This window comes from Pasteurella multocida (genome assembly GCF_900187275.1).
Classification (GTDB): domain Bacteria; phylum Pseudomonadota; class Gammaproteobacteria; order Enterobacterales; family Pasteurellaceae; genus Pasteurella; species Pasteurella multocida.
Map to the genome: position 1 here is coordinate 1 of NZ_LT906458.1, position 20,216 is coordinate 20,216.

Here is a 20,216-nt window from a genome sequence, read left to right on the forward strand (position 1 = left end):
ATGAAACCAGACCTATCTTCTCTTTGGCAAGAATGCCTTTTACAGCTTCAAGACCAGATTTCACTAACGGATTTTAGCACCTGGTTACGTCCTTTACAGGCCGATTTTAGCGTACAAAATACGATTGTTTTGTATGCCTCTAATGTGTTTATTAAACAAAAAGTGGACGAAAGTTATTTGGCACAATTGACTAAAGTTGCACAAGAGCTCAGTGACAATGCTGAGTTAGTGGTACAGGTCAAAGTTGGGGTGAAACCTGAACCGAAGCCCGCGCAACCTTCTGCTTTGCCAACACATCACAATAAAGAAGAAAATAAACCGCAAACGGTTATTCGTTCTTATTTAAATCCCAAGCATGTGTTTGAAAATTTTGTGGAAGGTAAATCGAATCAACTTGCTCGTGCAGTTGCACAAAAAGTGGCAGATAATCCTGGTGAACCGAGTTCCAATCCGCTTTTTCTGTATGGTGGTACAGGTTTAGGGAAAACCCATTTATTGCATGCTATTGGCAATGGTATTCTATCTCGTAATACAAATGCGAGAGTCCTATATATTCATGCTAATAATTTTATGCAACAAATGGTGAATGCGGTACGTGATAACAAAATGGATGAATTTAAAAAATTCTACCGCTCTTTAGATGCGCTGTTAGTGGATGATATTCAATTCTTTGCAGAAAAAGAAAAAACCCAAGAAGAGTTTTTCCATATTTTCAATAATTTATTTGATACGGGACGTCAAATTATCCTGACATCGGATCGGTATCCAAAAGAAATTGAAAAACTGGAAGAGCGTCTGAAATCGCGTTTCGGTTGGGGATTAACTACCGCGATTGAGCCGCCTGAACTGGAAACGCGCGTAGCGATTTTATTAAAGAAAGCCGAAGAAAAGAACATTTATTTACCTGAAGAAGTGGCGTTTTTTATCGGACAAAAATTACGTACTAACGTGCGTGATCTTGAGGGCGCACTTAATCGAGTAAGTGCGAATGCGGAGTTTATGGGGGCGGCGATTACAATTGATTTTGTACGCGAAACCTTAAAAGACATGTTGGCATTACAGGATAAATTGGTCACAGTAGAGAATATTCAAAAAGTGGTGGCTGAATATTATCGGATTAAAGTTTCGGATTTGAAAGGCAAGAGTCGCTCTCGATCGATTGCACGTCCACGCCAACTCGCGATGGCGTTGTCGAAAGAATTGACAAATCGCAGTCTGCCAGAAATCGGGAAAAATTTTGGTGATAAAGATCATACAACGGTCTTGCATGCCTGTCGTAAAATTGCAGAATTGAGAGAACAAGAACATTCTTTAGAAGAGGATTGGTCAAATTTAATCCGTACACTCTCTGTGTAAAAAGGGGAAAAATATGCAGTTTATTGTTTCAAGAGAAAATTTATTAAAGCCATTACAACAAGTGTGTGGGGTGCTAAGTAGCCGCCCAAATATTCCCGTATTAAATAATGTATTACTACAAATTCGTGGTGAGCGTTTAGTGATTACCGGCACGGACTTAGAAGTTGAGCTCTCCACTGAAACTGCACTATTACGTACAGATGTGCAAGGTAGTTTTACTATTCCTGCCAAGAAATTTTTAGATATTTGCCGCAGTTTACCCGAAGAAGCGGAGATCTCAGTTAGTTTTGAAGAAGATCGTGCCATTGTGAAATCTGGTCGCAGTAAATTTAACTTGTCGACTTTACCAGCTGAAGAGTACCCAAATTTAACTGATTGGCAATCAGAGGTTGATTTTACTCTTGAACAAAGCACATTGCGTCGTCTGATTGAAGCCACGCAATTTTCCATGGCGAACCAAGACGCACGCTATTTCTTAAACGGCATGAAATTTGAAACAGAAGGGAATTTATTGCGTACTGTGGCAACGGATGGTCACCGTTTAGCCGTTTGTACCATTGCATTAGAACAAGACTTACAAACCCATTCAGTGATACTACCGCGCAAAGGGGTATTAGAGTTAGTCCGTTTACTCGAAAACACGGATTTGCCCGCTCGTTTACAAATTGGTACGAATAACTTGCGTATTGATTTAGGCAATATTATTTTCACTTCAAAACTGATCGATGGTCGATTCCCAGATTATCGTCGTGTCTTACCACGCAATGCAACACGTATTTTAGAAGCGGAATGGGATGTGTTAAAACAGGCGTTTGTGCGCGCGGCGATTTTATCTAATGAGCGTTTCCGTAGTGTTCGTTTACAGTTAAGTGAAAATCAATTAAAAATTACGGCAACCAATCCAGAACAAGAAGTGGCAGAAGAAATTATCGATGTTTCTTATGTGGGTGAAGAAATGGAAGTCGGCTTTAATGTAAGCTACATTTTAGATGTATTAAATGCGTTAAAATGTCAGCGAGTGCGTATGCGTCTGACCGATGCCTCGTCAAGTTGCTTAATTGAAGATTGTGACGATGCTAGCGCGGAATATGTCATTATGCCAATGCGTTTATAGTTTTCTTTGCACACTGTATGGCAATTTCACGTTTACTGATTGAAAACTTTCGTAACTTAACAGCCGTGGATCTCGAATTTGATCACGGCTTTAACTTTTTAGTGGGTAACAATGGCAGTGGCAAAACCAGCCTATTAGAAGCGATTTTTTATCTCGGGCATGGTCGCTCCTTCAAAAGTGCGGTCAGTAATCGCATTATTTCTTACGAACAACCGCATTTTATTTTACACGCCAAAATTCAAGAACAAGCCCATCAATGGTCTGTTGGTTTACAGAAATTACGGCAAGGAAATTCAGTTGTAAAAATTAATGGTGAAGATGGCAATAAAATTGCCGATCTTGCCCATTTGCTTCCTATGCAATTAATTACCCCTGAAGGCTTAACCTTGTTAAATGGTGGTCCCGTTTACCGTCGTGCTTTTTTGGACTGGGGACTTTTTCATCATCATAATCACTTTCATTTAGCTTGGATAAATTTAAATCGTTTATTAAAACAACGTAATGCGGCGTTACAACAAGCCACTCATTATCAGGCGCTTGAAATCTGGGATCGTGAACTAGTGAAACTTGCGCATCAAGTCAGTGAATGGCGTGCACAATATGCAGAAGCATTGCGTCCTGAAATTGAACAGACTTGCCGCTTATTTTTACCTGAATTAGAGATCAGTGTGAGCTTTCATCAAGGTTGGGAAAAAGACAGTGACTATGCTGACTTGTTAGTTCGCCATTTTGAACGCGATCGTGCAATAGGTTATACCGTGTCGGGACCACAAAAAGCAGACTTTCGCTTTAAAGCCAATGGCTTGCCAGTGGAAGATGTGCTTTCTCGTGGGCAGTTGAAGTTATTGATGTGTGCACTACGCCTTGCGCAAGGTGAACATTTAATGAAGCAGAAAGAACGACATTGTATTTTTCTGATTGATGATTTTGCTTCGGAACTGGATCAATATAAACGCGCTTTATTAGCTGAGCGTTTGAAACAAAGTGGCTCACAAGTGTTTGTCAGCGCGATTACAGAAACACAACTAAAGCAAATGCAACCACAACAACACCGCACTTTTCGGGTTGAAGAAGGTTGCATTGCACCGCTTTAAATGGCTTATTTTTGACTACAAACCGCAATAAAATTGAGCTTATTTTGTGGGTCATTAAAGGTTTTGAACATTTGTTTAAATTGTTCTCGATTTTCTGACTTAAGGGCATTTTTAATGATTCTAAAAGTGCCTAGAACACCTTCGTCATAAAAGAGTCCTTTAGGGGAAAGTAAGGTCATTTCACCTGAATAAGCATCAATATTGCGGAAACCACATTCACTAAATAAACGTTTCCAGCCGTCTTTAGTTAATGGTGTAACTGTAACATTAATGACATCGCGTAATTTTTCCAAGATCTGTTGATGATCTTCTCCGACTAACATCACATCATGTGTGAGTAGAAAGCCGTTGGGCTTTAACACACGCCAATATTCTGTAATAGCTTTCTTTTTCGCTTCAATTGGCAACATGGTTAGCATGGCTTCATTAATCACAATATCAAAGCTGTTATCTGCAAAAGGTAATTTCATCGCATTGGCACGTTGCACATGAATCAAATCTTGTAAACCTTCATTACAGATATTTTGCTTTGCTTTCTCTAGTGCGCTTTCATCTAAGTCAACCCCTTCAATCTGGCAACCGTATTGTTTGGCTAAGGCAATAGCCGTCGTTCCCATATTACAGGCGACCTCAAGTACCTTTTTATTCACATGAAAATCACCATTGGCAATTAACCAATCTGTCGCGATTTTACCACCCGGGCGTAAGCGTGTTTTGCCTAAACGTGCTAAAAAATTGTGTCCAACTTCTGTTTTACCCATCATGTACTCCTCAATGTGTTGAATTGATTTTAGCTTACCATGTTCAAATCAAAATAAGAATGAGAATTAACAGGTCATTTGAATATAAAAAATGCGATCAAATGGATCGCATTTTAGCAGAGAACCGGGGGTTATCTTGTACCGTAAACGACAATGGTTTTACCATGTGCAGAGATTAAATGCTGATCTTCTAACATTTTGAGGATTCGTCCTACCGTTTCACGCGAACATCCCACCATTTGCCCAATTTCTTGGCGCGTGATTTTAATTTGCATCCCATCTGGATGGGTCATGGCTTCTGGCATTTTAGCCAGATTTAATAAGGTTTGTGCGATACGCCCCGTCACATCTAAAAAGGCTAGATTACTTACTTGTCTTGACGTATTTTGTAAGCGACGTGCTAGCTGAGCTGATAAATGCATTAAAATATCTGGGTTGACCTGAATTAATTGACGAAATTTTTTATAAGAAATTTCGGCAATTTCACATGGGCTTTTTGCCTTAATCCAAGCTGAACGTAATTGTCCCTCTTCGAAAAGACCAGCCTCACCAAAAAAATCACCTTGACTTAAATAAGTCAAAATCATTTCTTTGCCATCTTCATCTTTGACTAAGACTGCAACGGAACCTTTAATCAGATAATACAGCGTCTCGGCTTTTTCACCTGCATGAATCAATGTACTTTTGGAAGGATATTTGTGAATATGGCAGTGAGATAGAAACCACTCTAACGTAGGATCTATCGATGGTGTAGTTTGCATTTGTTCTTGCACGGAAGACCTCCATAAACTAATTTTTCCGACAAAGTAGAATCATTTTAACAAGTCCATTTTGTCTTTTATATCAATTGATTCGTGCAGTTCAGACCAAACTATCACGACAGTACCTTGTTGAATTTGAGAAAGTAAAGCTTGTTTTTTTTGTTCTAAGGAAAGCTCACATTGACCATAGTCTGTCCCTTCTCTTAAAATGAAACTCTCCACAATATTGTTTAACGTTTCTTCTTCCAATTCTTGCCAAGGAATGATCATATTCTTACCTAAATTCAGATTTTATGCAAATAACCTTTCAAGCAATCGCCATTGTTGCTCAAAACTTTGTTGTGTGGAATGGCGGAAATTGGAACGGACATAACGCATAAAGTGCCCTTCACACAGGTTCACCAGATGTGCCGCGATAACGCGCTCTTCATAGTCAAAACCTTTTCCTTCACGTAATTTTCGCATTTGTAAGATGTTGATGAATTGTAACTCAAGGCGATCAAAAAATTGGGCGACGCGTGCTTGTAATTGCGGTTCTTCAAACATTAAGGCGTGTCCCGTTAAAATACGAGTTAAGCCGGGATTTTTGCGCGCAAAATCTAACACCATTTGCATAATATTATGAACACGCGCGGCAGTATGGGTCTCATTTTTAACGGATTGCGTAATACGTGTGAATAAATGTGCTTCCAGATTATCAATCAAGGCTTCAAACATTTTGGTTTTACTTGGATAGTAACGATAAAGCGCGGCTTCTGAAACACCTACTTCGGCAGCAATGCGAGCTGTTGTCATACGTTCCATTCCCCGTTCCGAATGCAACATATGTGTCAGAACGGTCAGCACTTGCTGACGGCGTTCTTTCAGACTGCGTTTTACTGGTTTTTGCATAGCTTATTGTTTACCCGAATGTCCAAATCCACCTTCACCACGCTCAGTTTGTGCAAAATCACTGACGACATTAAACTCAGCTTGCACGACAGGCACAAACACTAATTGGGCAATACGATCACCTACTTCCACTTTAAATGGCTCAGTGCTACGGTTCCACAGCGAAACCATTAATGGACCTTGATAATCCGAGTCAATTAAACCGACTAAATTACCTAAAACGATGCCATGTTTATGACCTAAACCTGAACGAGGCAAAATAACGGCCGCCAGCGTAGGATCGGCAATATAAAGAGATAAACCTGTTGGAATTAACACGGTTTGTCCCGCTTCTACAGTCATTGGCACATCAATTAATGCTCTTAAATCTAAGCCCGCGGACCCTTCGGTTGCATATGTTGGCAAAGGGAATTCTGTTCCAATACGTTGATCGAGAATTTTGACATCAATTTTTTTCATTCTTTGTCCTATTGTTTAAGATTGGCGGTAACGCGCAATAATTTGATTAACTAATTGTTTGGCTAATGTTTTTTTACTCTCTAATGCTAATTTTGTGCTGCCATTGTGCCAAAAGAGATGCAGGCTATTTTGGTCTTGCCCGAAGACTTGTCCATCTGATACATCATTCGCACAAATCATATCCAGCTTTTTACGTTGTCGTTTGTCTTGTGCGTACTGCTCAACATGTTGGGTTTCCGCTGCGAAACCTACCGTAAATGGACGTTGTACCGCTAAATGCCCAACATCTGCAATGATGTCAGGATTTTTAACTAATGTCAGGTTGATTTCATCTCCTGCTTTTTTGATTTTTTGCGTCGCGATCTCAGCAACGCGATAATCTGCTACGGCAGCACAGCCAATAAATATCTGATTTTCGACCGCACTTTTGAGCGCTTGCTGATGCATGTCTTGAGCAGAGATGACATTGATGCGCTGGACTTTCTCGGGTGTCGCTAAATTAACCGGACCTGAGATTAACGTGACTGTTGCTCCACGTTCAGCAAAGGCTTCGGCAATCGCAAAGCCCATTTTTCCAGAACTGTGATTACTAATATAACGAACTGGATCAATGGCTTCTTGCGTTGGACCTGCGGTAATCGCCACTTTTAGTCCCACTAAATCTTGTTGAGTATGGAATAACTCACAAAGTGCGGTATAAATTTCAGAAGGTTCAGACATACGTCCTAAACCAACATCCCCACAAGCTTGCTCGCCTGTATTGGGACCGACAACATGGTAACCACGTTGAACTAGAGCACTCAGATTTTGCTGCGTTATCGCTTGAGCAAACATTTGCTGATTCATCGCTGGAGCGAGTAAAAGGGGGGCTTTGGTTGCTAAACAAAGAGTAGAAAGCAGATCATTTGCCATACCAACGGTTAAACGGGCGAGAAAATCTGCACTTGCTGGCGCAATCACAATGGCTTCTGCCCATTTGGCTAATTCAATGTGTCCCATCGCTAATTCAGCTTGGGGATCCAAGAGAGACTGAGCCACGGCATTGCCTGAGATGGCTTGTAACGTTAAAGGAGTAACGAATTCTGCAGCAGCCGGAGTGAGCACTACGCGTACATCAGCCTGATTTTTGCGTAATAAGCGGATTAATTCGATGGATTTATAAGCAGCAATGCCACCAGTAATACCGACGACGATACGTTTTGATTGAAGGGGTTGCATGATGAATCCTCGCGCTTAATTCTTATTCAAATCAACAAAAGCCTTATTTTACTGTAATTTTTGCCAAGAAAGAATGGTATTTTTGCGATCTTATTTCCAGAGTCGTGTGTGATCGTTTTCCTTGATAAGCGATATCAGTAATTTTAATGCGTTATGTGATAACTAAGAGGATGATATCATGCAGAATCAAGTAGAAAGCCTGAGTTTGATGCCACGTGAAAAATTATTGCGTTTTGGTGCACCGGCTTTAACTGATGAAGAATTGCTAGCGATTTTTTTAAGAACAGGGATAAAAGGCTGCTCCGTTATGCAACTTTCGCGACACGTTTTACAGCATTTCCATTCATTAAGAGGATTAATGTCAGCCACACAAACTGAGTTTTGTCAGCTGAAAGGATTAGGGATAACGCAATTTATTCAATTACAAGCCTGTACTGAAATGAGTAAACGCTATCTACAAGAAGAATTAAAATTAACACAAGCATTTAAGAATTCTGAAAATGTGCGATTTTATTTACAAGCGACATTGGAAAATAAGGAACGAGAAATTTTTCAGGTCCTTTTTTTAGATAATCAGCATCGCTTGATTAAACAAGAAGAAATGTTTTTAGGGACGATTAATTGTACAACGATTCACCCGAGAGAAATTATAAAAAGTGCACTTTTTTGTAATGCGGCGGCGTTAATTTTAGCTCACAATCACCCTTCTGGAAACCCCGAACCAAGTGCCTCGGATAAAATGGTTACCACAAAAATCCAAGCAGCTGCTGAGTTAGTTGAAATCCGAATTTTGGATCATTTTGTGATAGGGAAAGGCTGTTACTATTCGTTTGCAGAAAATAGACTCCTATAAGGTTTTTTGTTACCATTCAATTCCTTGGCGAAAATTTTTACATTTATTTGTTGAAATGTGGTATTTAGGCTTGAGAATAAAAGATAAAGTGAGTATAATTCACCACCTTTAATATAGTATGCGGGTCGGTTACAGCGACCTGACGAGGTTGCGTTTAAAACGCATAAAGTCGATATTGACACCGTTTTAATGTAATCCGAACCCTAAGCTCGAGCTTATATTTGATTTATTGGAGATTAATATGTCTAGAGTCTGTCAAGTAACAGGCAAGCGTCCAGCAGTTGGTAACAACCGTTCACACGCAATGAACGCGACTAAGCGTCGTTTTCTACCAAACCTTCACACTCACCGTTTCTGGGTTGAGAGCGAAAAACGTTTCGTAACTTTACGCTTAACAGCGAAAGGTATGCGTATTATCGATAAAAAAGGCATTGATGCAGTTTTAGCTGATATCCGTGCTCGTGGCGAGAAAATCTAAGGAGCTAAAACATGGCAGCTAAAGGACCTCGTGAGAAAATCAAATTAGTTTCAACTGCAGAAACTGGTCATTTTTACACTACAACAAAAAACAAACGTAATATGCCTGAAAAAATGGAAATCAAAAAATACGATCCAGTTGTGCGTAAACACGTTGTTTATAAAGAAGCTAAAATCAAATAATTTTAGTCCTATTTTGAAAAACCCGACATTGTTCGGGTTTTTTTATAACAGAAATTTGAGGAACGCCATGCCAGAATTACCTGAAGTTGAAACCACAAAAAATGGAATTAGCCCTTATCTTGAAGGGGCTATCATTGAAAAAATTGTTGTTCGCCAACCGAAATTACGCTGGATGGTAAGCGAAGAATTAGCGCAAATTACACAACAAAAAGTCATCGCATTAAGTCGCCGTGCGAAGTATTTAATTATCCAACTTGAAACAGGCTATATGATTGGACATTTAGGGATGTCAGGGTCATTGAGAGTTGTGGAGAAAGAGGATCTTATTGATAAACATGATCATCTTGATATCGTAGTGAATAACGGAAAAGTTGTGCGTTATAACGATCCTCGTCGTTTTGGCGCGTGGTTATGGACAGAGAAGTTGGACGAATTTCCTCTTTTTCTGAAATTAGGTCCAGAGCCTCTGTCTGAGGAATTTGATTCTGATTACTTGTGGCAAAAAAGTCGTAAAAAACAGACCGCACTTAAAACTTTTTTAATGGATAATGCTGTCGTCGTTGGCGTTGGGAATATCTATGCGAATGAAACGTTATTTCTTTGTAACCTACATCCGCAAAAAACAGCAGGGAGTTTAACTAAGGCACAATGTGGGCAGTTAGTAGAACAAATAAAACAAGTGCTGTCTAACGCAATCCAACAAGGTGGTACGACGCTAAAAGATTTTCTCCAACCGGATGGACGTCCAGGCTATTTTGTCCAAGAATTGCGGGTTTATGGTAATAAGGATAAGCCTTGTCCAACATGTGGCACAAAAATAGAAAGTTTAGTGATAGGGCAACGAAATAGTTTCTATTGCCCCAAGTGTCAGAAGAGATAAGACTATTTGATAAGCCATGCTGGGTCAATTTGTTCAGGCGAGAGCTCATTAATATTTTCTTTATAGAAAAGTATGTGCGTTTCTGCCTGACTTTTGGGTTGCCAATGTGTAAACGCAATAGGATCTTCTTTATAAATACCAATAATTGGCTTATTAAAACCTGAAGCAATATGTACAGTAGACGTGTCTGTAGAGATTAATTGATCACAGTGGCGAATCAATTCAATGGTATGAAAGATCTTGGTTGTTGGATGGACAAAAATATGCGGATAATCGGCTGACAATTGTGTTAATTTCTCTGTTACTTCAGGATAGCTTAATAGCACCAGACTTTTTCGCCCGCTGACTTGCGTGAGATAATCTAAATATTTTTTGATGTTGTCATCGTTTACTTTTTTGATTCTTGCAGCACCATAAAAATTAATAGCAATATACTTTTCTAGTTGGTTTTTCTGTAAAAATTCAGAAATTTCGACCGCACTTTGCTCATCAAATGGGACGTCATAGCTTATATCTTGTACCGTAATATTCACTTTTTCTAAGGCGAGTTTATAGAGTTCAGAAAAGTGAAATTGTCCCTCCAGATTAATATTAAATAAACCATAATTGGCTTTTTGATAGCCAATATAATTCTTGGCATTGATTAAGCGTAAAAGTAAAAGATCGCGATTACGAATCATAATCGTCGGATCAATCACTAAATCATATTGTTCTTTTTGAATTGCTAGACCACATTTGATGTAATCCAAAATACTTTTCTTTTTTACATAGTAAAGTTGATCGATATATGGATTTTGTTTAAAAAGATAAGCATTTTGTTTGGTACAAATTACACCAATTTTAATGTGGGGATTAAATTTTTTTATCTCACGGAATACAAATGAGCTCACCACATAATCCCCAATTTTTCCATCTTGGCGGAGGAAGAGGATGCTTCTAGGAACATTTGTTATTCTGTTTAATCCGTTTTTTTTATCAAGGAAATATTTGCCTAGATCCAACCTTAACATTTGTAATTTATTTTTTAATTTCATTGTTAGCGTTGCTCCATTGCATCAATTTCTGAAATTGCTCCTTTAAATACACAAGGTGGTTCAACACCATAAGCCTTTAGTCCAGTTAATTGTAAAGCACCAGTTAAGTAGTCAGCAGGCATACGGATAGGATAGGCTATTTGTAGGAGTTTTTGAGCGCCAGATAAAGTAATTAGATAAGCTGTTGCACACATGATTGCACGTTTAGACGTTTTAGAGGGTTTACGATAGTGAACTAAACGGTAATTTTCGACAAGTGTTTTTTTCCAGCAATAACTTTTTGCTTTACCATGATCATAAAATAAAATTTCAACATTTTTTGAAACTTTCTTCAAACTGTCTTTTACAATTGCTTCGAATTCGTGCGATACAATCGCATCATCTTCAAGAATAATAGCGCGCGCTATCTTTTCATTGCACATCATTTGGTAAATAGATAAATGGCTCATAGCACAACCTATTTCACCGACTGTCAGAGGTTTACGAGCAGCAAATCGTTGTGGGTAAAACGTGTAATCTATGTTATTTAATTCATCCTGAGAAAGTGTTTTGCCATTAATACCATCAATAAACTTAAAGTTGAGTTTTAAACCATTTAACCGTTGAGCGATTATATCTCGTCGAGGAGAGTTTTTGAGGCTGATAACGAAAATTGGGGGGAACTGTTCCATTTGATCCGTCCTTATATGTAATTAAACCCTGTAAAAAACAGGGTTTAACTTAATTTCATATTTTATTTCGTACTTGGAATACTAAAACGTTTGTTAAAGCGTTCTACACGACCACCGGTATCAACAACACGTTGTTTACCTGTATAGAATGGGTGGCAGTTGCCACAGACGTCTAAGTTTAAATCTTTACCCACAGTTGAGCGAGTTTTAATGACATTACCGCAAGAACATGTTGCTGTAACTTCTACATAATTAGGATGAATACCTTGTTTCATAGAAAACCTCGATTTGAAGCCACGCCGCTATCAAGTTCAAGGACTGACACCGCGTGTAATTAATATTACGCCATAAATGGCAGTTTGTATGTAAGGGTGCAGATTGTACAAAAAAAGGGACAGTCTTGCAAGTGTAGGACTATTGGAATGGACAGTAAAAAATGAAAGTGCTATATTTCAAACAATTTATTTGAGTTTTATCCCTTTAATTAATTTGTAATGCCTATGACTAACTATGTAATTAGCCTTTCATCAGCCAGAGAGCGTAGACAACACGTAATGAATGAGTTCTCTAAGCATCATGTACCGTTTCAATTTTTTGATGCAGTTAGTCCTTCTTCTCAATTAGATTTCCTTATTCAAAGATTGGTTCCAAATCTGAATGGAACATCGCTGACTGGTGGTGAAAAAGGCTGTCTAATCAGTCATGTAGCATTGTGGCATAAATGTATTCAAGATAATTTACCTTATATCGCTATTTTTGAAGATGACATCCTTTTAGGAAGAGATGCAAGGGCGTTTTTAGCTGAAGATGAATGGCTATTTTCTCGTTTTAACTGCGATGATATTTTTATTATTCGTTTAGAAACATTTTTGCAAGAAACAATATGTGAAGCGCTTCCTAATCCAGTGTCATATTGTGGAAGAGATTTTCTGGCCTTGAAAGATGAACACTTGGGAACTGCTGGCTATATCATTTCTTTGGGTGCAGCTAAATATTTATTAGAGATATTCAAAAATATGGAAAGTAATAATATCTTTCCTATCGATCATTTGATTTTTAATCGTTTTCTTGCAGGTGAAGAATTGATGGTTTATCAACTCTCGCCTGCACTTTGTATCCAAGAGTTACAATTGAACGAAAATGAATCTCTATTGGACAGTCAGTTAGAATCTGAGCGAAAAAATTATCGATTAGCTGAAAAGGCTAGAAACAAGAAAACTTGGAGAGAAAAAGTATATCATATATTTACTAAGCCACAGAGAATGCTAAAAAAGAGAAAAGAGCGAGCAGAAAAAAATGCAAAAATGAAATTGAAATGTATTGTGAAATTTGAATAAAAATATCTTTTTATTTGAGGGATGTCGTTATGAGCTATTTGGATCAACCATTAGTTTCAGTATTAATCTGTGCTTATAATGCAGATAAATACATAGAAGAGTGTATTGACGCGATTTTAAATCAAACATATAAAAATCTAGAAATAGTTGTTGTGAATGATGGTTCAACAGACACTACTTTGTCAAAGCTTCATTATTTTGCTGAAAAAGATCCTAGAATTAAAATTATTAATAATGAAGAAAATAAGGGTTTCATTGTTTCGCTAAATATAGGGATTTCCTCTATCAATGGTGATTATTTAGCGCGAACAGATGCTGATGATATTACGAAACCTGAATGGATTGAAAAAATTTTAGGATATATGTTGTCTCATCCCCAAATTATTGCAATGGGATCGTATCTAACTATTTTGTCAGAAGATGGGAATGGGAGTAATTTAGCTAATTATTATGAACATGGTGACGAGTGGAGAAATCCTTTAAGTCATAGAGAGATTGTTGAGGCAATGTTATTCCGTAATCCTATTCATAATAACTCGATGATTGTAAAAAGTACTGTCTTTAGAGAGCATGGATTACGCTTTGATCCTGCTTATCAACATACTGAAGATTACCAATTTTGGTTAGAAGTGAGCCGTTTGGGAGAATTGGCAAATTATCCTGAATCTTTAGTTTATTATCGTCTACACAATACACAAACTTCTTCTTTACATAATAAATATCAAAATCTCATGGCAAAGAAAATTAGAAAAAGAGCGATCAATTATTATTTGCAAGATTTGGGTATTATTCATAGGCTAGGTGAAGATATATTTTTCCATGATATTAAAACGATTCAGGCAGAACTGGCTAGCTTATCACTTTTAGATAATTGTATTATTAAAAGAATACTGTATGATTGTTATTTATCATTAGTGGATAATAAATTAATAAATATTCTTTATTTTTTGAGAGATAAAAACAATTCATATTTCAATAGAAAACAGAAAATAAAGATTATCAAAAGAATTATCCGTCCTTATAAATATGAGTCTGTATTGTGAGATGATATATGAATATTTTATTTGTTTCTGATGATGTTTATGCTAAACATCTGGTGGTTGCGATTAAAAGCATTATAAATCATAATGAAAAAGGTATTTCATTTTATATTTTTGATTTGGGTATAAAGGATGAAAATAAGAGAAATATTAATGATATTGTTTCTTCTTATGGAAGTGAAGTCAACTTTATTGCTGTGAATGAGAAAGAATTTGAGAGTTTTCCTGTTCAAATTAGTTATATTTCTTTAGCAACATATGCAAGGCTAAAAGCGGCAGAGTATTTGCCGGATAATTTAAATAAAATTATTTATTTAGATGTTGATGTTTTGGTTTTTAACTCATTAGAAATGTTATGGAATGTTGATGTTAATAATTTTCTTACCGCAGCCTGTTATGATTCTTTCATCGAAAATGAAAAGTCTGAGCATAAAAAATCGATTTCAATGTCAGATAAGGAATATTATTTTAATGCAGGAGTAATGCTATTTAATTTAGATGAATGGCGGAAGATGGATGTATTCTCAAGAGCTTTAGACCTGTTAGCTATGTATCCTAATCAAATGATTTATCAGGATCAAGATATATTGAATATCCTTTTTAGGAATAAAGTCTGTTATTTAGATTGCAGATTTAATTTCATGCCAAATCAACTTGAAAGAATAAAACAATACCATAAAGGAAAATTGAGCAACTTACATTCTTTAGAAAAAACAACGATGCCTGTCGTTATTTCACATTATTGTGGTCCAGAAAAAGCGTGGCATGCGGATTGTAAACATTTTAATGTATATTTCTATCAGAAAATATTAGCAGAAATAACGAGAGGCACGGATAAAGAACGCGTATTATCTATAAAAACTTATCTCAAGGCCTTGATTAGAAGGATTAGATATAAATTCAAATATCAAGTCTATTAACTATTGAATTTTTGCAAATGAGATAAGAGTATAGTGCTGATTTCTTCAAAGCGAAAAGGAGAAATAGCTTGTTCTAATTTATTACAATAATGGTTGTATTCATCTTGATTTTGAAGGAAAGAGAGTGTTTTTTGTATAAAAGCATTTTCGTCACCTAAATTTACTAATCCTCCAAATTCTCCTCCTCGGAGAATTTCTTTCGGACCGGTAGGGCAGTCCATGGATATTACAGGTGTACCGCAAGCCATGCTTTCTAGGATAACTGTCGGTAACCCCTCTTTCAAAGAGGTGTGTAAAAATAGCTTAGCATTTTTTATTAATGGATACGGATTATCTTTATTTCCTAAAAGAAAACAATCTTCTTGTAGATTGAGTGATTCTATTTGTTTCTCTAATTTTTCTCGACACTCACCATCCCAAACAATATATAATTTTTCTTGGATACCTCGTTTTTTTAATTGATAATAAATATTAATCATTTGTTCATGATTCTTATCTATATCTAAACGAGAAACGTTAATTAAGTATTGTTTATGATGAATGTCATGGGTATTTTTGATTGATTGTTCCTGGATAAAATTAATATCAATAGGATTGTATAAGATATGTATTCTTTCTTCTTGGATCCCGTAAGATAGTAAGATTTTTTGAGCATTTTTTTGCATTTCTTTTGTAATTGCAAAGAAATAAGTGTGTTTAGGAAGAATGTTTTGGTACCATTCTCTTCTGTTGCACCAGTCATCTAAATGAGCTTGACCGTGTATCCAACGAATTATCGGGATGTTAATTTGATTGTTTGATAAGAAGAAATCAAGGTGTGAGTTAAAATTAACAATTAAATCAAATTCCTTGTTTTTAATGTATTTTTTTATTCTATTTTCTTCTATCTTATTAATTTTTGATAGTTTGTATTTATATATTTTTCTGAAGATGCTGCGCTGATTTATTTTATTTTAAAATTCAGTATATTTTCTTGACTCACTATTGTCTAGAATAAAATCTATATTAATATTTTTATTGATTTGATTGATGTTTTTGTTATCTTCACCTTTATTTTCTAGTAAAAGTAATGTAACTTTGAATTCATTAAATCCAGATAGAATATTTAAATAGTTAATTAGAATTCTTTCAGCGCCTCCGACGACAAGGCTTTTATGTACAAATAGAATATTCATTTTGAACTTTTTCATTCCTTTTTTGTAATCAACAGGTTTTTTATTGAAGATTTGTTATGAGAAGAATTACTCTATGGCATATAATATAACAAAAATTATTCAATTTGAATGAAATGCATACAGGTTCTGTGTGAATTATTGGCAGAGTAAAAAACATGCAACTCATCCGTGTGGCACTGGCAGTGCCGTTATATCGTTTTTTTGATTATCTTTTACCTCCCGAGCTTGATGCTGTGATTGGGGGACGTGTCGTTGTGCCTTTTGGTAGGCAACAGCGTGTTGGGATTGTGGTGGCATTGCCTGTGGAAACAGAGGTTGAAACGGCGCAATTAAAGTCAGTAATTGAGGTGTTGGATACTCAAAGCGTGTTTAATCAAGATATGTGGCAGTTATTGCATTGGGCTGCTGGCTATTATCAAACTGCATTGGGTGAAGTGTTATTTCAAGCGTTGCCTGTCAAACTTAGACAGGGGGAAAGTGCGGTTGAAAAAGCGAAAATTTTTTGGCAATTGACCGAATGTGGTCTGCAAGCATTGGCACAACACACTGACAGCGGGGAGTTTAAGCGGGCAAAAAAACAGCTTGAGGTTCTCATTGCGTTATCTCAAACCCCACTAGAAAAAGGCAATAATCCGTTTAATAGCGCGATTTTCTCAACTCTTAAACAAAAAGATTACGTAGAAGACGTTGAGGTTCAACCGCAGTTACACGCATGGCAGACCGATTTCACCGATAAACCGATGGTGAATGACGAAAATCGATTGCGGCTAAATAAGCAACAAGCATTAGCTTTCAGTCAATTAGTGTTTCATCAAGGATTTGCGGTGTGGTTACTCGATGGTGTAACAGGGTCAGGAAAAACCGAGATTTATTTGCAACTGATTGAAGAGGTGTTGAAAAAAGGCAAACAAATATTAGTGCTTGTGCCTGAAATTGGCTTAACACCACAAACAGTACAACGTTTTGCCGCTCGTTTTCAGGTGGTGATTGATGTATTGCATTCTAATCTAAATGATACCCAACGTTTGGCAGTATGGCAGCGTGCAAGAACTGGACAAAGTGCGGTTGTCATCGGCACAAGATCCGCATTATTTACGCAATTTGCTGATTTAGGATTGATTGTTATTGATGAAGAGCATGATGCCTCTTTCAAACAACAAGATAATTTCCGTTATCATGCTCGTGACTTGTCGGTTGTATTGGCGAAACAGTTAAATATTCCAGTGTTAATGGGGTCAGCGACACCGAGTTTAGAAAGTCTAAATAATGTTCATAATGGCAAGTATCGCCATATTATTTTATCAAACAGAGCGGGTAATGCTGCATTACTACGTCATTCTGTGATCGACTTAAAGCAACAAGTTGTGCGTAATGGCTTATCTGAAGCGTTGTTACAGCGAATGGAAAAGCACCTACAAAAAGGTAACCAAGTGTTACTTTTTTTAAATCGGCGTGGTTTTGCTCCTGTGATGTTATGCCATGAATGTGGGTGGATTGCCGAATGCCAACATTGTGAGAAACCTTATACTTATCATCAACATCAGCGTGCTTTACGCTGTCATCACTGTGCGGCACAAAAACCGATTCCGCGGCAGTGTGGGCATTGTGGGTCCACACATTTGATCACCACTGGGTTAGGAACTGAGCAATTAGAGCAAACTTTAGCAAGTCGTTTTCCACAATATCAAATTACGCGTATTGATCGTGATAGTACGGCACGAAAAGGCAAATTAGAGGATTATCTCACCGATATTCAACAGGGGAAAAGTCAGATTCTGATTGGTACACAAATGCTCGCAAAAGGACACCATTTTCCTAATGTGACGTTGGTGGCGTTAGTGAACGTGGATAGTGCCTTATTCTCTTTAGATTTTCGTGCAGAAGAGCGCTTGGCACAACTTTATGTACAAGTGGCAGGTCGTGCAGGTCGTGTGGAGAAACAAGGGGAAGTGGTGCTACAAACCCATTACCCAGATCATCCATTATTACAGCGTTTGTTGCAGCAAGGTTATGCAGATTTTGCAGAGTACGCGTTACAATTACGACAAAAAATGGGCTTGCCACCGTTTAGTGCACAAGCATTGTTTAAAGCACAAAGCCGGCATTCAGAAGACGCCGAGCAAGTCTTGCAGCAAGTTGCTGAGTATTTTTACACTTGGAATCAAAGCTCGCAGTGTGCGATACAAATTTTAGGACCGATTGCGGCACCTTTCAGTAAAAAAGCTGGTCAATATCGTTGGCAATTATTGCTACAACATCCTTCCAGAGCCCAGTTACACCATGCCTTATCGGCATTTCAAGCAACATCAACGATTAAATTCGGTTCAGTACGTTGTGTATTAGATGTGGATCCTATTGATTTAAATTAGCTTGTGTTTGAGTTATAAGGGATTTTTCAGTAGAATTGTGCCAATTTTTATGAATGTTTTTAGGAATAGGTTTTAGCGTGGCAAGACGAAATTATGCCGGTCGTGGCAGTAGAAAGAAAAAGAAAGGAACAAGCAAAATGGTATTATTACTGTTAGTTGGGGTAATCATTGCCGTTTTCCTATCTGTGTTGATGTTGATGAAAGAGAAAACGCCAAAGGAAATTGTGGCGTTTCCTAAAAGTGAAAATCAATCAACGAAAAGTGTACTACCAAATCGTCCAGAAGAAGTTTGGAGTTATATTCAAGCATTAGAAACGCGTACTGTACCTGTTACAGATGATCCAAAAATCTTAGATAAGAATATGCGTTTGACAGAAGAACAACGAAAAATTTTATTGGCGATGGAACAAGAACAAAAAGCAACAGAACAGGCGCGTTTAAAACAACAAGAAGAACAGCGTAAAATAGAAGAGAGTAAAAAAGAAGAGAGTAAAAAAGACAATAGCGCAACGCTGATAAAAACAAACGAAACCCAAAATGGGCAAGCTAAGGCAGTCAATAAACCACAGACTACACCTGCTGTGATTGAAGTGAAAAAGGGAGAGCCGGTGAAAGAGGTGGTTAAAGTGGAACCGCCTAAAAAAGTCGAGGTTATCAATGCGACACCGAGTGAGAAAAAATATGGCTTACAATGTGGTGCATTTAAAAACAAAACGCAAGCAGAAAACTTGCAAGCGCGTTTAGCAATGTTAGGGCTCAATGCAAGGGTCAATTCTAATCAAGAATGGAATCGAGTAGTAATCGGACCGGTAGGTGATCGCGCCTCAACCTTGAAAGCTCAAGAAAAAGCGAAAGCAATCGCACAGTGTGTGGTGATTGGTATGTAAATGTGGTGTATGTAAAAAAACGTGGGAGAATCCCACGTTTTTTTGTTTTTACACTTGCTTAAATATTAAAAAGTCTTAAAATGAACGATCGTTCATTTCAGAAATACAGATCTGTTTCTGACTTTTTATTTCATTCATTTAGTGAACTTATTATGCGTCAATCTGATATAGACATGACTGAGCATATTTTTATAGCAATCGATCACCTGATGGCGAAAGAAGGGTTACATAATCTTTCTATGCATAAAATTGCAAAGGCTGCCAAAATTTCACCAGGGACCATTTATATTTATTTTAAGTGTAAAGAGGAACTGCTAGAACAATTTGCTCAGCAAGTATTCGCACGTTTTCAGCGTGCATTAGAAAAGAATCATGACGACCGTCAGCCATTCTTTGAACAATACCGCCAAATGTGGTGGAACATTTGGCATTTTTTGTTGGAAAACCCAAATATTTTGTTAAATATGCACCAATATCAATCCCTACCTGGGTTTGATAAGGTGATTAAATCGTGGGATCGTAGCCACTGGACATTGTTTTGCGAAAGAGCACAGCAAGCCGGTGAGGTATGTGATTTACCCACCAATATTCTTTTTGCACTTGGACTAGAAAGTGCAATAAAAATTGCTTGGAAACAAATTTATTTTAAAGAAACGTTCTCTGTTGAGTTGCTGGAATCTGTGATTCAACGGACATGGTGTGCTATTCAAAAATAATTTATCTTTTAATTTTACGG

The 20,216-nt window shown here is 37.3% G+C and carries 24 protein-coding genes; 13 read left to right on the forward strand and 11 right to left on the reverse strand.

Features of this window, described 5'->3' with window-relative positions:
* The 3 genes from dnaA to recF are packed head-to-tail and all read left to right on the forward strand — an operon-like array spanning position 1 to position 3,564.
* Positions 1–1,356 (forward strand): chromosomal replication initiator protein DnaA, encoded by a 1,356-nt coding sequence (dnaA, locus tag CKV69_RS00005; protein ID WP_014325681.1) that lies wholly within the window; start codon positions 1–3, stop codon positions 1,354–1,356.
* Between the two features lie 13 nt (positions 1,357–1,369).
* Entirely contained in the window at positions 1,370–2,470 is a 1,101-nt protein-coding gene (dnaN, locus tag CKV69_RS00010) for a DNA polymerase III subunit beta (protein ID WP_005723553.1), read from the forward strand.
* A 17-nt stretch (positions 2,471–2,487) separates the two neighbouring features.
* Positions 2,488–3,564, forward strand: a complete 1,077-nt coding sequence (gene recF, locus CKV69_RS00015) for a DNA replication/repair protein RecF (protein ID WP_005754686.1) — start codon at positions 2,488–2,490, stop codon at positions 3,562–3,564.
* 5 nt (positions 3,565–3,569) lie between these two features.
* On the opposite strand, the gene CKV69_RS00020 is transcribed toward recF, so the two are convergent.
* The 6 genes from CKV69_RS00020 to coaBC form a co-directional block, all read right to left on the reverse strand.
* On the reverse strand, positions 3,570–4,325 hold the full coding sequence (locus CKV69_RS00020) for a class I SAM-dependent methyltransferase (protein WP_014325682.1): 756 nt from the start codon (positions 4,323–4,325) through the stop codon (positions 3,570–3,572).
* 131 nt (positions 4,326–4,456) lie between these two features.
* Complete coding sequence (gene crp, locus CKV69_RS00025) at positions 4,457–5,098, reverse strand: cAMP-activated global transcriptional regulator CRP (protein WP_005723550.1); 642 nt, start codon at positions 5,096–5,098, stop codon at positions 4,457–4,459.
* Between the two features lie 39 nt (positions 5,099–5,137).
* Positions 5,138–5,356 carry a YheU family protein gene (locus CKV69_RS00030; protein ID WP_005733942.1) on the reverse strand — a complete coding sequence of 73 codons (219 nt, stop codon included), beginning with the start codon at positions 5,354–5,356 and terminating at the stop codon, positions 5,138–5,140.
* A gap of 21 nt (positions 5,357–5,377) precedes the next feature.
* Positions 5,378–5,977, reverse strand: coding sequence for a nucleoid occlusion factor SlmA (gene slmA, locus CKV69_RS00035; RefSeq protein ID WP_005723548.1), 600 nt, complete (start codon positions 5,975–5,977; stop codon positions 5,378–5,380).
* A 3-nt stretch (positions 5,978–5,980) separates the two neighbouring features.
* The gene (gene dut / locus CKV69_RS00040; RefSeq protein ID WP_014325683.1) at positions 5,981–6,436 is read right to left on the reverse strand and encodes a dUTP diphosphatase; all 456 of its coding nucleotides are present in this window, start codon (positions 6,434–6,436) and stop codon (positions 5,981–5,983) included.
* Between the two features lie 15 nt (positions 6,437–6,451).
* Entirely contained in the window at positions 6,452–7,654 is a 1,203-nt protein-coding gene (coaBC, locus tag CKV69_RS00045) for a bifunctional phosphopantothenoylcysteine decarboxylase/phosphopantothenate--cysteine ligase CoaBC (protein WP_014325684.1), read from the reverse strand.
* 178 nt (positions 7,655–7,832) lie between these two features.
* Here coaBC and radC point away from each other — a divergent pair, with 178 nt between their 5' ends.
* The 4 genes from radC (at position 7,833) to mutM (ending at position 10,047) form a co-directional block, all read left to right on the forward strand.
* Positions 7,833–8,507, forward strand: a complete 675-nt coding sequence (gene radC, locus CKV69_RS00050) for a RadC family protein (protein ID WP_010907047.1) — start codon at positions 7,833–7,835, stop codon at positions 8,505–8,507.
* Positions 8,508–8,748: 241 nt separating this feature from the next.
* A complete protein-coding gene (rpmB, locus tag CKV69_RS00055; protein WP_005717521.1) occupies positions 8,749–8,985 on the forward strand; it encodes a 50S ribosomal protein L28 in 237 nt (78 codons plus the stop codon).
* Positions 8,986–8,996: 11 nt separating this feature from the next.
* The gene (rpmG, locus tag CKV69_RS00060; RefSeq protein ID WP_005733905.1) at positions 8,997–9,167 is read left to right on the forward strand and encodes a 50S ribosomal protein L33; all 171 of its coding nucleotides are present in this window, start codon (positions 8,997–8,999) and stop codon (positions 9,165–9,167) included.
* A gap of 67 nt (positions 9,168–9,234) precedes the next feature.
* Positions 9,235–10,047, forward strand: a complete 813-nt coding sequence (gene mutM / locus CKV69_RS00065) for a bifunctional DNA-formamidopyrimidine glycosylase/DNA-(apurinic or apyrimidinic site) lyase (protein WP_014325685.1) — start codon at positions 9,235–9,237, stop codon at positions 10,045–10,047.
* A gap of 2 nt (positions 10,048–10,049) precedes the next feature.
* On the opposite strand, the gene CKV69_RS00070 is transcribed toward mutM, so the two are convergent.
* The 3 genes from CKV69_RS00070 to rpmE all read right to left on the reverse strand — a co-directional run bounded on the left by CKV69_RS00070 (position 10,050) and on the right by rpmE (position 12,027).
* Positions 10,050–11,081: a glycosyltransferase family 9 protein gene (locus tag CKV69_RS00070; RefSeq protein WP_014325686.1), complete on the reverse strand. Its 1,032-nt coding sequence runs from the start codon at positions 11,079–11,081 to the stop codon at positions 10,050–10,052.
* A gap of 2 nt (positions 11,082–11,083) precedes the next feature.
* Positions 11,084–11,752, reverse strand: a complete 669-nt coding sequence (locus CKV69_RS00075; RefSeq protein WP_005757279.1) for a glycosyltransferase family 25 protein — start codon at positions 11,750–11,752, stop codon at positions 11,084–11,086.
* Positions 11,753–11,814: 62 nt separating this feature from the next.
* Entirely contained in the window at positions 11,815–12,027 is a 213-nt protein-coding gene (rpmE, locus tag CKV69_RS00080) for a 50S ribosomal protein L31 (RefSeq protein WP_005757276.1), read from the reverse strand.
* A gap of 225 nt (positions 12,028–12,252) precedes the next feature.
* Between rpmE and CKV69_RS00085 the strand changes: the two genes are divergently transcribed.
* The 3 genes from CKV69_RS00085 to CKV69_RS00095 are packed head-to-tail and all read left to right on the forward strand — an operon-like array spanning position 12,253 to position 15,049.
* The gene (locus tag CKV69_RS00085; protein WP_223251314.1) at positions 12,253–13,089 is read left to right on the forward strand and encodes a glycosyltransferase family 25 protein; all 837 of its coding nucleotides are present in this window, start codon (positions 12,253–12,255) and stop codon (positions 13,087–13,089) included.
* Positions 13,090–13,118: 29 nt separating this feature from the next.
* The gene (locus CKV69_RS00090) at positions 13,119–14,132 is read left to right on the forward strand and encodes a glycosyltransferase family 2 protein (RefSeq protein ID WP_016504521.1); all 1,014 of its coding nucleotides are present in this window, start codon (positions 13,119–13,121) and stop codon (positions 14,130–14,132) included.
* 8 nt (positions 14,133–14,140) lie between these two features.
* Positions 14,141–15,049: a glycosyltransferase family 8 protein gene (locus tag CKV69_RS00095; protein WP_014325688.1), complete on the forward strand. Its 909-nt coding sequence runs from the start codon at positions 14,141–14,143 to the stop codon at positions 15,047–15,049.
* Here the strand turns inward: CKV69_RS00095 and CKV69_RS00100 are convergent.
* Together CKV69_RS00100 and CKV69_RS10750 are read right to left on the reverse strand one after the other, a co-directional pair.
* The gene (locus tag CKV69_RS00100; RefSeq protein WP_328286108.1) at positions 15,046–15,996 is read right to left on the reverse strand and encodes a glycosyltransferase; all 951 of its coding nucleotides are present in this window, start codon (positions 15,994–15,996) and stop codon (positions 15,046–15,048) included. The two genes, CKV69_RS00095 and CKV69_RS00100, sit on opposite strands and share 4 nt — an antisense overlap.
* A 6-nt stretch (positions 15,997–16,002) precedes the next feature.
* Positions 16,003–16,224: a hypothetical protein gene (locus tag CKV69_RS10750; protein ID WP_038641827.1), complete on the reverse strand. Its 222-nt coding sequence runs from the start codon at positions 16,222–16,224 to the stop codon at positions 16,003–16,005.
* Positions 16,225–16,379: 155 nt separating this feature from the next.
* Here CKV69_RS10750 and priA point away from each other — a divergent pair, with 155 nt between their 5' ends.
* The 3 genes from priA to CKV69_RS00115 all read left to right on the forward strand — a co-directional run bounded on the left by priA (position 16,380) and on the right by CKV69_RS00115 (position 20,196).
* The gene (gene priA, locus CKV69_RS00105; RefSeq protein ID WP_014325690.1) at positions 16,380–18,593 is read left to right on the forward strand and encodes a primosomal protein N'; all 2,214 of its coding nucleotides are present in this window, start codon (positions 16,380–16,382) and stop codon (positions 18,591–18,593) included.
* A gap of 77 nt (positions 18,594–18,670) precedes the next feature.
* Positions 18,671–19,480: a cell division protein FtsN gene (ftsN, locus tag CKV69_RS00110; protein WP_075266248.1), complete on the forward strand. Its 810-nt coding sequence runs from the start codon at positions 18,671–18,673 to the stop codon at positions 19,478–19,480.
* Positions 19,481–19,632: 152 nt separating this feature from the next.
* Positions 19,633–20,196: a TetR/AcrR family transcriptional regulator gene (locus tag CKV69_RS00115; RefSeq protein WP_005751845.1), complete on the forward strand. Its 564-nt coding sequence runs from the start codon at positions 19,633–19,635 to the stop codon at positions 20,194–20,196.
* Positions 20,197–20,216: the final 20 nt, after the last annotated feature.